This window comes from Exiguobacterium sp. R-39, from assembly GCF_049942815.1.
GTDB lineage: Bacteria > Bacillota > Bacilli > Exiguobacteriales > Exiguobacteriaceae > Exiguobacterium_A.
Window position 1 is genome coordinate 1,929,982 of record NZ_CP187965.1, and the last position, 13,138, is coordinate 1,943,119.

Consider the following 13,138-nt stretch of genomic DNA (forward strand, 5'->3'; position numbering starts at 1 on the left):
CTTATAAGATGAACTGACTTAAGTCACGATCATCTGCTACTTTTCCGACGCGGTCCATGACATATTGTGGTGTGATGGTGACGTCTGTCTCTGGCATCTCTGCCGCTTCAAACGATAATTCTTCTAATACACGTTCCATGATGGTATATAAACGGCGAGCACCGATATTATCTGTTTCATCATTTACTTGTGCCGCAATCCGTGCAATTTGACGAATCGCGTCTTCGGTAAACGTGACATGGACTTGCTCCGCTCCAAGCAAAGCCTTGTATTGTTTCAACAATGCTTGATTAGGCTCCGTCAAAATTTTAACAAAGTCATCTTCGGTCAGACTGTCGAGTTCCACCCGGATCGGAAAACGTCCTTGCAGCTCCGGAATCAAATCGGATGGTTTTGCCATATGGAAAGCCCCGGCTGCAATGAATAACATATGATCCGTCTTCACAGGACCATACTTCGTCACGACAGTCGATCCTTCGACGATTGGTAAGATATCACGCTGCACGCCTTCACGTGATACACCGGCGCTATCTTGCCCCTTCGTTGCAATCTTGTCGATTTCATCGACGAAAATAATTCCCATCTGTTCAGCACGACGAACAGCTTCATCGTGGACTTCATTTAAATCGAGTAATCGTTCCGCTTCTTCTGCTGTCAAAATCGGACGTGCCTCTTTGACACTCAGCTGACGTTTTTTTGTTTTTTTCGGCATGACTTGTCCGAGCATATCCTGCAGATTCGCAAGACCTTCCATACCTTGTTGTCCGGAGAACAAATCCATTTGGCGTTCTTCAATGTCCACATCAATCATGCGGTCTTCTAGTTGACCTTGAAACAATTGTTGACGAATGACGGATCGATCGGCTGTATCGCTGGCAGTTTCCTGCTCGGGCGGTTTTTGAGTTCCACCGAACAGCATCTCAAACGGATTTCCTCCGCCAAGACCAGTCGAAGCTTTTTTACCGACAAGGGCATCGACGATTCGTTCATTCGCAACCGCTTCAGCACGCTCTTTCAAAGCTTCCTTTTTCTCGTCTTTGACAAGCCGTAGTGAAGCTTCGACTAAATCACGGACCATTGATTCAACGTCACGTCCGACATAACCGACTTCCGTGAATTTCGTAGCTTCGATTTTAACGAACGGTGCACGGACCAGTTTAGCAAGTCGACGGGCAATTTCCGTTTTCCCGACTCCTGTCGGTCCGATCATCAAGATGTTTTTCGGTGTCACTTCATCACGCAGACTCGGATCGAGCAACTGACGGCGGTAACGATTTCGGAGTGCAATCGCGACGGCTCGTTTCGCGTCCGCTTGACCAATAACATGTTCATTTAGTTTTTCCACGATTTGTCTCGGTGTAAATTCATGCATCTGCACTTCCCCCAATCGTTTCTAAAATGATTTGATCATTCGTGAATACACATAACTCTCCTGCTGTTTCAAGAGCAGCGCGGGCGATTTCCTCGGCCGTCATGTGTGCAGCGTGCCGAGCCAGTGCCCGACCCGCGGCAAGCGCATAGTTTCCGCCTGAACCGATGGCCAAAATCCCGTCATCGGGTTCGATGACTTCTCCGTTACCTGAAACAAGAAGTAAATGTGTTCCATCCATGACAAGTAACAAAGCTTCCAGCTGGCGTAACATTTTATCGCCCCGCCATTCCTTTGCTAATTCCACGGCAGCTCGTTGCAGGTTGCCGTTGTACATCTCAAGTTTTGCTTCAAACTTTTCGAATAATGTAAACGCATCGGCTACACTTCCTGCAAACCCTGCAATCACTTTTCCACCATAGAGACGCCGGACTTTTTTTGCACTTTTCTTCATGATGACTTGATTACCAAAAGTCACTTGTCCATCCCCGCTCATTGCAGATTGACCGTTATGTTGAATCGCAAAAATCGTCGTTGCATGAAACATGCTATTTCCTCCCTTAGGCACGCGGATGCGCTTGCTGATAAACATGTCGTAGCCGCTCCGTCGTGACGTGTGTATATTGCCCTGTCGTCGATAATGAAGCATGCCCAAGCAATTCTTGCACCGCTCGTAAATCTGCTCCACGTTCCAGTAAATCGGTCGCGAAACTATGTCGTAAAGCATGTGGTGTCACATGTTTCGATAAAAAGGGATCTGCCTTTTTTAAGATTTTCCGAATCCCGTCCGTTGTCAAACGGCGACCTGAACGAGAAAGAAAAACGGCTTGTGCTTCATCCTCGGCCGGTTGTCGTTTCATCAAATACTCGGATAAGGCTTTTCTCGCAAATGATCCGATTGGTGTAATCCGTTCTTTTCGTCCTTTTCCGTATACATGCACATATTCCAAGTCCGGATCTAAATCTTTTACGTTCAATCCGGCTAATTCGCTGACACGCATTCCTGACGCATACAGCAACTCAATCAATGCCACATTCCGTACCCCTAATGAATCCGACGTTCGGAAAACTTCTAAAAATCGTTCGTATTCTGATGGTATTAAAAACGTCGGTAGCGTTTGGACACGTTTGGGTGCCTTCAATCCCTCAAAAGGATTGACGTCATTCGTATCCCGCGTCACAAAACGTCCGAACTGTTTCAAACAAGATACTTTTTGAGCGATCGTTGATTTAGATGCTTTTTGATCATAAAGAGCAAACAAATAACGCCGTGCAGTTGCCAATTCAATCGATCTCAGCTGATGATCGAGGCAAAAAGCGGCGTATTGTCGAAGTGTTTGATCATAAGAGCGGCCCGTATTTGGAGATAATTGACGCTCGATGTGTACATACCGTAAAAATGATTTTCGCAGTACGTCAAACTCTGAGTCTACTCCCATTGATGAGCCCCCTTCTAACCATTTCATACTCGAATCGCCCTTAGCATAGCACACCGTAAGTAGTCTGACAATAGACCAAAAACCGGAAAAATAACAAAATTATCACGCTTTTATGACAAATTAAGAAATGGGAGAAAAGAACGCTGAATTGCGCCTTCTCCCCCATCTTACTTACATATCGGTAAAGTCTTTGATTGCTTCCAATGCCCGCTCGGCAAGAAGCGCATATTTTTCTGGTTTCTTCATTCGACCGGTTTGGTTGGCAAGTCCCGGTACAAGTCCGAAGTTTGCATTCATCGGCTGGAAGTTCTTTCCTTCCGTCGTCGTGATGTAATGCGCCATCGCACCCATCATCGTTTCCTTCGGGAAGGCGATCGGCTCCGCTTCATTAACTAAACGAGCCGCATTGATACCTGCCGTCAAACCGGAAGCAGCTGATTCGACGTATCCTTCGACACCTGTCATCTGACCGGCAAAGAATAGATCCGGACGTGTTCGTGTCTGATACGTCGGTTGCAACAAGTTCGGTGAATTGACAAACGTATTCCGGTGCATGACACCATAACGAACGATTTCAGCATTTTCAAGACCTGGAATCAAACGGATGATCCGTTTTTGTTCGCCCCACTTCAGATGCGTTTGGAATCCGACGAGGTTAAACAATGTCCCGGCTGAGTTATCCTGACGAAGTTGAACGACGGCATACGGACGTTCACCCGTTTTCGGATCTTCAAGACCAACCGGCTTCATCGGTCCGAATAAAAGTGTCTTCGGTCCGCGTGACGCTAATACTTCAAATGGCATGCATCCTTCGAAGTAGATTTCCTTCTCGAATTCTTTTAACGGAACGACTTCCGCTTGAATCAACTCATTGTGGAAATGCATAAACTCTTCTTCTGTCATCGGACAGTTCAAGTAAGCTGCTTCCCCTTTATCATAACGTGACTTTAAATATACTTTATCGCGGTCAATCGTATCACCGTCAAGAATCGGTGCGGCAGCGTCAAAGAAGTACAGGTAATCTTCTCCGGTGAACTGCTTAAGGGATTCGGATAAGGAGGCACTTGTTAAAGGACCTGTCGCGACGATGGTCGGACCATCCGGAATCGCTTCAAGTTCCTCATGATGAACCGTGACGTTCGGATGATTTTTTAACGTTTCCGTCACGTATCCGGCAAAGTCATGTCGATCGACAGCAAGCGCACCACCTGCCGGCACACTCGCAAGATCGGCAGCCTTGAGGATAAGTGAGTCGAGTTGTCGCATTTCTTCTTTTAATACACCGACTGCATTTGTCAGTTGATTAGCTCGAAGTGAGTTCGAGCAGACGAGTTCTGCAAATTGATCGGTATGGTGAGCAGGTGTCTGCTTGACTGGTCGCATTTCATATAAATCTACTTGTACACCACGTTTCGCAAGTTGCCATGCTGCTTCAGAACCTGCGAGACCGGCGCCGATTACGGTTACCCGTTTCATCGGTCATTCCTCCTCTTGCTCCTGATCGATGCGTGTTTCATGATGTCCGCAAGACGTACATTCTACTTTCACACCGTTCTTGATTTTCTTTTGTACCATCATACTGCTACAAACCGGACATGGTTCTTCGACCGGTTTATCCCATGAGACGAATTCACATTCCGGATAATTCGAACAGCCATAGAATAAGCGTCCTTTTTTACTCCGGCGTTCCACGATCTCACCTGTTCCACACGTCGGACATTTAACACCAATCTCAACTTGAATCGGCTTCGTGTTCCGACATTCCGGGAAGTTTGAGCACGCCATGAATTTTCCATAACGGCCCATCTTGATGACCATCGCGTGTCCGCAGACTTCACAATCTTCTCCGGCCGGTTCGTCTTTAATTTCGATTTTTTCGATTTCGGCTTCTGCACGTGTCAGACGCTTTTCGAACGATTTATAAATCGGATCGACGACTTCCGTCCACTGCATGTCCCCTTTTTCGATTGCATCGAGCAACGCTTCCATATCCGCCGTAAATTGAACGGTGATGAATTCTTGGAAATAATCACTGATCATATCGATGACCAGTTCCCCGAGTTCGGTCGGCAGGAATTTTTTCTCTTCGAGCGTCACGTAACCACGTTTTTGGATCGTATCGAGTGTCGGCGCATACGTCGACGGACGACCAATCCCAAGTTCTTCCATCGCCCGGACGAGGCGTGCCTCGGTATACCGCGGTGGTGGTTGCGTAAAGTGTTGTTTCGGCTCAATCATTTCCTGCTCCAAGACTTCACCGTCTTCAAGCGGCGGCAACAAACCGTCCTTGACGTCCGTTACCGTCTCATCGTCTGTATCTTCAATATAGACTTTCATGAATCCGGCAAATTTGACCGTCGAACCGTTTGCCCGGAACATGACATCATTTGAAACCAAGTCGACTTTGACTGTATCGAGAACAGCCGGAGCCATTTGACTCGCAACGAACCGTTCCCAAATCAATTTGTATAACCGGAACTGATCGCGGGATAAATACGATTTGACAAGTTGCGGGTCACGCATCGTCGATGTCGGACGAACAGCTTCGTGGGCATCTTGCGAATTCGCTGCTTTTTTCTCTTTCCGTTTTTCGACAGCGATGTATTCTTTCCCGTATGCATTTTCGATGAACCCCTGCGCTTCGATGTTGGCGGTTTCGGATGTCCGGGTTGAATCGGTCCGCATGTACGTAATCAAACCGACCGTTCCTTCTTTGCCGAGCTCGATTCCTTCATATAATTGCTGGGCAATCATCATCGTCTTCTTCGCACGGAAGTTCAGCTTGCGAGCTGCTTCTTGTTGGAGCGAACTCGTCGTAAACGGCAAGGCTGGATTCCGGCGACGCTCTTTTTTCGTGACGGAGTCGACCGTGAAGGACTCTGAAAGTTTTGCCAATACTTCATTGACTTCCTCTTCTGAGTGCAATTCACGTTTCTTCCCGTCAATCCCGTAGAAGTTGGCTTCGAGCTTTTCACCATTGGCATCAAGCTCTAGTTTGATCGTCCAATATTCTTCTGGTAAAAAGGCATTGATTTCTTGCTCGCGGTCAATGATCATCTTCACGGCAACCGATTGAACACGTCCTGCTGACAAGCCCTTTTTAATTTTCTTCCAGAGTAACGGACTCATGCTGTAACCGACGAGACGGTCCAAGATACGCCGTGCCTGTTGTGCATCGACAAGATCGTAGTTGATCTTGCGGGGTCTCTTGAACGAATCTTTGATGGCGTCTTTCGTGATTTCATTAAAGACGACCCGGCATTCTGTCGATTCATCGACACCGAGGGCTTTCGCTAAATGCCAAGCGATTGCTTCCCCTTCGCGGTCCGGGTCGGCTGCGAGATAGATTTTTTGTGCTTTTTTAGCGGCCGTTTTTAATTCTTTTAAAACCGGACCTTTACCACGAATCGTAATATACTTTGGTTCATAATCATGTTCTACGTCAACACCCATTTGACTTTTCGGTAAGTCGATGACATGTCCCATCGAAGCTTTCACGGTATAGTTTGAACCGAGATAACGTTTGATGGTTTTTGCCTTTGCAGGTGATTCGACAATTACTAAATATTTTGCCATTACAATCGCTCCCTATTAGAGGCGTACTCGTATTTTAATCTCACTTATCATAGTAGTCTCGATTCCTATTTGTCAACGTTCATCAAGATACTTTTTGAAACTTCTTCCGGATTCAAGAGCGGAATCGCCCCTTCCGCAATCAGTTGATTTGTCCCTTGAAAGTGTTTTTCTGTTGGACAACCAGGGATACAATACACGTCTTTTCCCTGTTCCAGCGCGTGACCTGCCGTGTTCATCGTTCCGCTTTTCCGGGTTGCCTCAACGATAATCAATCCTGACGCCAGTCCCGAGATGATCCGGTTTCGTTCCAAAAACTGATATTTCTTGACTGGGGTTGAAGCGGGATACTCAGATAAAAGCAGTCCGGCTTGTTGAATCCGCTGGAACAGTCGTGAATGCCGGACGGGGTACAAGTAATCAAACCCGCTCGCTAACACAGCAATCGTCGCTTGATGATGTTTAAGGGAAAGACGATGTACAAGAGAATCAATGCCAAGGGCGCCACCTGACACCGTGACGAATGGAGACTCAAAAAAGGGACGTAAGAAAGATAAACGTTTTGAGTGAGAAGGAGAAGGTTGACGACTTCCGATGATACTGATCATCGGCTGTTGTAATAGGGAAGGATCACCGCTGAAGAAAAGACCATAAACGGGCTGAGGAATCTGAAGTAACGACATCGGGAAACACGGGTCTCCGGGAACAAGAAGGTTCGTTGGGACTTGATCCAATTGTAAGGCTTGCTGATAACGGTTTTTGATGGATCTTGACACGGGTAAATCCTCTACCGGTAAAAGACCGTACTGCTCGATCAAGACAACGATTGAATACGGAACCCGGCAAGTCGCAAAACGTGCATACAGTTCTCTGTCCATTCATTACGCTCCTTTTATATAGAAGAAAGCCGTCCTGATTAAATCAGGACAGCTGACATCTTGTTTAGTTCACAGTTGAACCTGTGACACATTCATCGTAAATACCGGCTTCTTTGATGACACGAATCAACGTCTCACCGATGATAGCTGGCGTTTCTGCTACTTCGATACCATTGGCACGAAGTGTTTTGATTTTTTCTGCAGCAGTTCCTTTACCGCCTGAAATGATTGCACCGGCATGACCCATCCGTTTGCCTTCAGGTGCTGTTTGTCCACCGATGAATCCGATGACCGGCTTCGTCATGTTGGCTTTGACCCACTCAGCCGCTTCTTCTTCTGCCGTTCCACCGATTTCACCCAGCATGATGACGGCTTTTGTTTCCGGATCTTCATTAAACGCTTTAAGCGTATCAATGAAATCTGTTCCGTTGACCGGATCGCCACCGATTCCTACTGCTGTTGATTGACCAATTCCTGCTGTCGTCAATTGATGAACTGCTTCGTACGTCAATGTTCCAGAACGTGAAACGATTCCAACGTGACCTGGAGTATGAATGTATCCTGGCATGATCCCAAGTTTCGCAACGCCTGGCGTAATCACACCCGGACAGTTTGGTCCGATCAGACGGACTGGTTTTCCGTCCAAATAACGTTTTACTTTAACCATATCAAGAACCGGAATTCCTTCCGTGATACAAATGATCAAAGCGATGTTTGCATCCGCTGCTTCCATGATGGCATCCGCTGCAAATGCAGGCGGTACATAGATGATTGAAGCATTGGCAGCTGTCTTTTCGACTGCCTGAGCTACTGTATCGAAGACCGGTACTCCTAATACTTCCGTTCCACCTTTACCTGGTGTCACGCCACCGACGAGGTTCGTTCCGTAATCAATCATCTGTTCGCCGTGGAACATCCCTTGATTCCCTGTAATTCCTTGAATGATGACTTTTGTTGATTCATTTACCCAAATACTCATCCTTAGCTCCCCCTTACTTCACGAGCGCAGCAATTTTTTCTGCGCCGTCTGCCATTGATGTAGCTGCTGTAATCGCTAGACCTGAATCTTTGAGAATTTGTTTCCCGGCATCGACATTTGTTCCTTCGAGACGGACGACGAGTGGCAATTCTAAGCCCACTTCTTTTGTTGCGGCAACGATACCTTCTGCAATGACGTCACACTTCATGATTCCACCAAAGATGTTAACGAAAATCCCTTTGACGTTCTCATCCGATAAAATCAATTTAAAGGCTTCTGTTACTTTTTCTTTTGTCGCACCGCCACCGACATCAAGGAAGTTTGCTGGATCGCCGCTGAAATGCTTGATGATATCCATCGTCGCCATCGCGAGACCTGCACCGTTGACGAGACATCCGATGTTTCCGTCGAGTGCGATATAGTTTAAGTCATTTTTAGAAGCTTCCACTTCACGTGGATCCTCTTCTGACTCGTCACGGAGTGCAACGACATCCGCATGACGGTATAACGCGTTTGAATCAAAGTTGAGTTTTGCATCAAGTGCCAAGACATCACCGTCTTTTGTTGTGACGAGTGGATTGATTTCAGCAATCGAGCAGTCTTTATCGACGAAGAATGTATACAATTTCGTGACCATACCGACGAATTTATTGACAAGTTTAACCGGAACACCCATTGCAAACGCCAATTTACGCGCTTGGAAGGCTTGTAAACCAACTGCCGGATCAACCACTTCTTTGATGATTTTTTCCGGAGTTGCTTCTGCGACTTCCTCAATATCCATTCCGCCTTCACTTGAACCCATGATGACGACACGTCCCGTTACACGGTCAAGGACAATCCCGAGATAGTATTCCTTGTCAATCGCGCAACCTTCCTCAACAAGAAGACGTTGGATGACTTTACCTTCTGGACCTGTTTGATGCGTGACGAGTGTTTTGCCGAGTAACTCTGTCGCGAATTCTTTCACTTCTTCTTGCGATTTTGCCAATTTAACACCACCGGCTTTACCGCGACCCCCTGCGTGAATCTGTGCTTTTACGACTTTGATCGGACCTGACAATTGTTCTGCTGCATCGACTGCTTCTTCAACTGTAAATGCTGCAATTCCGTTCGGAACAGGTACACCGTACGAACGAAGTAACTCTTTTGCCTGATATTCATGTACATTCATGAAAAAATCCCCCTTAACCCCTTTAGTTTCGGCTCTTTCATTGTAGTTAAAATTGGAAGCGCTGTCTATCGTTATCGACCGAAAGCATTTATTTCTTCGAAATTCCTGTTTGATCGAGTTGATATAAAAAGGCGAATAACTCGGCAATGACCCCATATAATTCATTTGGAATTTGCTCTGAGACTTGGACGGCGTCGAGCAATGTGACCAACGTCTCGTCTTGCCGTATCGGAATACCGTGTTGGAGAGCTTCTTCGAGAATTCGCTCCGCCACCCGTTCTGATCCTTTCGCGACGACCTTAGGAGCCTGCATCTGTTCTTCATATGATAAGGCGATGGCTTTTTTCATATCTGATAATCCACCCTTCCGTTTCGATCCGTCGGTTGGAACGATATCCGTTCTTTTTCCGCTTCTATTTGTTCGAAGCGGATCAAATCATATCCCTGCTCGTACAAACGTTGTTCGATGGTCGGCTGATAGTGGGACATAAAAGCGGCAATCCGGTCATCCGGATGAAAAACGGAAATCGCGATTTTTCGATCCGTGATTAATAAATCCAATGCAATTTCGCCGACTTTCGGCAGTTTTAAATAAAAAGCAATTCGTGCGTGATCCGGATTAAATTCTTTTTGATCAAAGGGTGCCTCCATCGTGACGTCGACTTCTTCTAAAGGACCAAATTGCGGTAATTGAAACAAAAATATACCGCGTCCGGTTTCATTCGTTGCTTGAATGACCTGTTGGGTCAGCACCTGATCACTCGTCTTCCGGTCGAGCTGCCCCTCTGTTGTACCATCCGCACTCCGAGCGAGTTGAACCAACTCGATGATGGCTTGTTTGAAGGCTGTTCCGGATCCCTCCATCACTTTTTGACCCAGCTGTTGCAACACCTCTCGTGTCGTTTGCGGGACGGATTCCGCTGAAAGTGGAGCAATCCGATCAAATGTCGGAAGCACCGGTAATTTCGGAGAACTGGTTTCCTGTGAAACAATTTTTAAAACGGGCTGTCCATCTGTACTCGTGACCAGAAACCGGTAGGTCGCTCCTTCTTTTAGCTCGGCTGTCGTCCCCGCCGTCAAGACACGTTGTCCGACTTGCAGTTCCATCAGACCGTCCGGAAGCAGTTTCAGTACTTTACCGATGACGTTTGCCCCTTCACGCAACGGTTGGTTAGCCGAATCAATAATTTTAAAGGGCAATAAGGCACGATGCTCAATCTGCACGATAGCTCACCTCCTAAAGTCGGTCGAGGACCGGTTTAAATGTCTTCCGGTGAATCGGCGTCACACCTACACGGTCGAGTGCCTGTAAGTGTTGTGCCGTCCCGTATCCGGCATGTTGGTCAAAGCCATATTCCGGGTAGATCATGGCGTATTGTTCCATCATCGTATCCCGTGTTTCTTTCGCGACGACACTTGCTGCTGCAATCGAGATGCTCCGGGCATCCCCTTTGATCAAGGATTCCTGTGGGAGATCGACATCAAGCGTCATCGCGTCCACTAACAGGGCATCCGGCGTCAATTGAGCGACAGCCTGCTGCATAGCCTGTTTAGAGGCCTGGTAAATGTTGATCCGGTCAATTTCTTCCGGTTCGACGATACCGATTGCGACTTCTGCGACTTCCTGAATATGCTCATATGCAGCAAGTCGTTGTTTTTTCGACATCTGTTTTGAATCTGTCAGCCCGGGATGATAAAAATCCACTGGTAAAATAACAGCTGCTGCGACGACCGGACCCGCAAGCGGTCCCCGACCGACCTCATCCACTCCAGCAATACGCTGGTGACCTTGCGCGCGGTACTGGTCTTCAAAATACGATCGTTCTTGAAACTGAAGTCGTTGTTGCTCTTCGTTTAACAACCGGCGTTCTGCTTGTTTCAGGGCAGCGACGACTCCTTTTCGGGTATCTTGTGCGAACTCGATTTTTACTTGTTCAAATTCTCCCTGTGAGACGATTGCTAATCGTGCTTTGATTTCAGTAATGTTCATGATTTGACTCCTTTTCGAAAAAAGCTTGGATTTCTCATCTCGAGAAGTCCAAGCCTGTCTTATTCTGTAACAGTCGCCCACTCTTCGACGGTCTCGAGCGTAACCCGACCAATTTTCTCCGTTCGGAGCTCGTGAAGTAACATTTCACTTGTCCGCTCAAAGTCGACATAGCCGCCGGTTACGAAACCACGGTTTTTTCCGATGGCTTCTAATACATCAACAGCTTCTCCCGTGATTTCCTTGAGACGATAACGCAGTTTTAATTGTTCCGGATAACGAGTCATCAACTCACGGATTGCAAACAAGGCAATATCATCAATATTCAGGATATCATCCTTAATGGCGCCCGTTGCCGCTAACCGGTAGCCGACAAGCTGGTCATCAAACTTCGGCCAGAGAATTCCCGGTGTATCAAGCAGTTCCATCTCACCCGTCTTCATTTTGATCCATTGTTGACGTTTCGTCACACCTGGACGGTCGCCTGTAATCGCGATGTTCCGTCCAGCCAACCGATTGATCAACGTTGATTTCCCGACGTTCGGAATTCCGATGATCAAAGCTCGAATCGCACTTGGATTCCGCCCTTTATCCCGCATCCGGTCATGTTTGTCTTTCATCAGGCGTAAGGCACCTTCATGAATCTGTCCTAACCCTTTGTTATGCTTCGCATCGACTGCGATGACGTCGACACGATCCTTCCGCAGTGCCTGCATCCACTTTTCGGTCAGACGGGCATCAGCCATGTCTGATTTATTCAGGACAATCAGTCGCGGTTTTCCTGCTGTGATTTGTTCGACCATCGGATTACGGCTCGACATCGGTAACCGCGCATCCACCAATTCGATGACGACATCAATCAACTTTAATTTTTCCGTGACTTCACGGCGTGCTTTCGCCATGTGTCCCGGGAACCATTGTATTGTCATTTCTTCCACCTCAAGTTTTCATAGTGCTTGGACTGCTAATAATGAACGATTTATACATCGTGTCTCGTGTGACCGATCCACTGCCTGTTCGAGAGAAACGATCCATTCTCTAGTATACGCAACTTTTAGCCAGAAAAGAACCCTGTGCCGGTCCGAACAAAAAAACGGAGTCCACATGCAGTGAACTCCGTTTCTTAATTACTTGCTGAAATCATCAATTGACCGATCGAACATCATTAAACGGATAAAAAACGAAATTCGTCGTACCGACGATTTGGTCTTCGTCTACAAAACCGATGTCCCGGCTGTCTTTCGAGTTTTGACGATTATCTCCCATTACAAATACTTTTCCTTTGGGAACGGTCGTTTGTGCTGTTTTTTCTTCCAATGTAAAGTCTTCTGTTAACGGAACACCGTTCATCTGCGCCTTAAACTCGTTCAGATAAGGTTCCTCGACTTTTTTATCGTTGACGTATAACGTATCATCTTTGTAGTACATCGTATCACCTGGAACAGCAATCACACGTTTGATGTAATCCCGTGTTTCCGTTGCATGGAAGACGACGATGTCTCCCCGTTCCGGTTCATTGAAATAATAAGGAACCTTATTGACAATCATTCGGTCCGAATTGTGTAACGTCGGCATCATCGATTCGCCGTCTACAATGACCGGAACGAATAAAAACGTTCGGATGATGAACGCAATTACGAGCGCCACGACCAGCGCCTTGATCCAACTAAATAACTCCTTCACGCGTTCCACTCCTTCAACTCAATCTCTTGCCTAAACCTAGTATACGCATAAACGGT

13 protein-coding genes are annotated in these 13,138 nt (G+C 46.9%); all 13 read right to left on the minus strand.

What is annotated here, in order from left to right; translation table 11 throughout:
• Nucleotide 1 precedes the first annotated feature (1 nt).
• The 13 genes from hslU to lepB all read right to left on the minus strand — a co-directional run bounded on the left by hslU (nucleotide 2) and on the right by lepB (nucleotide 13,082).
• Nucleotides 2-1,372, minus strand: a complete 1,371-nt coding sequence (gene hslU, locus ACP26N_RS10280) for an ATP-dependent protease ATPase subunit HslU (protein ID WP_131502592.1) — start codon at nucleotides 1,370-1,372, stop codon at nucleotides 2-4.
• Entirely contained in the window at nucleotides 1,365-1,961 is a 597-nt protein-coding gene (gene hslV / locus ACP26N_RS10285) for an ATP-dependent protease subunit HslV (RefSeq protein WP_369835017.1), read from the minus strand. Before hslV ends, hslU begins: the two co-directional genes overlap by 8 nt.
• Nucleotides 1,930-2,808: a tyrosine-type recombinase/integrase gene (locus ACP26N_RS10290; RefSeq protein ID WP_426353778.1), complete on the minus strand. Its 879-nt coding sequence runs from the start codon at nucleotides 2,806-2,808 to the stop codon at nucleotides 1,930-1,932. Before ACP26N_RS10290 ends, hslV begins: the two co-directional genes overlap by 32 nt.
• A 171-nt stretch (nucleotides 2,809-2,979) precedes the next feature.
• Nucleotides 2,980-4,284, minus strand: a complete 1,305-nt coding sequence (trmFO, locus tag ACP26N_RS10295) for an FADH(2)-oxidizing methylenetetrahydrofolate--tRNA-(uracil(54)-C(5))-methyltransferase TrmFO (RefSeq protein ID WP_131972510.1) — start codon at nucleotides 4,282-4,284, stop codon at nucleotides 2,980-2,982.
• A gap of 3 nt (nucleotides 4,285-4,287) precedes the next feature.
• A complete protein-coding gene (gene topA, locus ACP26N_RS10300; RefSeq protein ID WP_131502595.1) occupies nucleotides 4,288-6,384 on the minus strand; it encodes a type I DNA topoisomerase in 2,097 nt (698 codons plus the stop codon).
• Nucleotides 6,385-6,449: 65 nt separating this feature from the next.
• The gene (dprA, locus tag ACP26N_RS10305) at nucleotides 6,450-7,259 is read right to left on the minus strand and encodes a DNA-processing protein DprA (protein ID WP_131502596.1); all 810 of its coding nucleotides are present in this window, start codon (nucleotides 7,257-7,259) and stop codon (nucleotides 6,450-6,452) included.
• A 64-nt stretch (nucleotides 7,260-7,323) separates the two neighbouring features.
• Entirely contained in the window at nucleotides 7,324-8,238 is a 915-nt protein-coding gene (sucD, locus tag ACP26N_RS10310) for a succinate--CoA ligase subunit alpha (RefSeq protein WP_114595489.1), read from the minus strand.
• 13 nt (nucleotides 8,239-8,251) lie between these two features.
• On the minus strand, nucleotides 8,252-9,412 hold the full coding sequence (gene sucC, locus ACP26N_RS10315) for an ADP-forming succinate--CoA ligase subunit beta (RefSeq protein ID WP_026827995.1): 1,161 nt from the start codon (nucleotides 9,410-9,412) through the stop codon (nucleotides 8,252-8,254).
• A gap of 88 nt (nucleotides 9,413-9,500) precedes the next feature.
• On the minus strand, nucleotides 9,501-9,761 hold the full coding sequence (locus ACP26N_RS10320) for an EscU/YscU/HrcU family type III secretion system export apparatus switch protein (RefSeq protein ID WP_026827994.1): 261 nt from the start codon (nucleotides 9,759-9,761) through the stop codon (nucleotides 9,501-9,503).
• Complete coding sequence (locus ACP26N_RS10325) at nucleotides 9,758-10,636, minus strand: hypothetical protein (protein ID WP_426353779.1); 879 nt, start codon at nucleotides 10,634-10,636, stop codon at nucleotides 9,758-9,760. Before ACP26N_RS10325 ends, ACP26N_RS10320 begins: the two co-directional genes overlap by 4 nt.
• Before the next feature lie 13 nt (nucleotides 10,637-10,649).
• On the minus strand, nucleotides 10,650-11,402 hold the full coding sequence (locus tag ACP26N_RS10330; protein ID WP_131972508.1) for a ribonuclease HII: 753 nt from the start codon (nucleotides 11,400-11,402) through the stop codon (nucleotides 10,650-10,652).
• Between the two features lie 59 nt (nucleotides 11,403-11,461).
• Nucleotides 11,462-12,328: a ribosome biogenesis GTPase YlqF gene (gene ylqF, locus ACP26N_RS10335; protein ID WP_426353781.1), complete on the minus strand. Its 867-nt coding sequence runs from the start codon at nucleotides 12,326-12,328 to the stop codon at nucleotides 11,462-11,464.
• Nucleotides 12,329-12,542: 214 nt separating this feature from the next.
• Entirely contained in the window at nucleotides 12,543-13,082 is a 540-nt protein-coding gene (lepB, locus tag ACP26N_RS10340) for a signal peptidase I (protein ID WP_131502599.1), read from the minus strand.
• Nucleotides 13,083-13,138 lie beyond the last annotated feature (56 nt).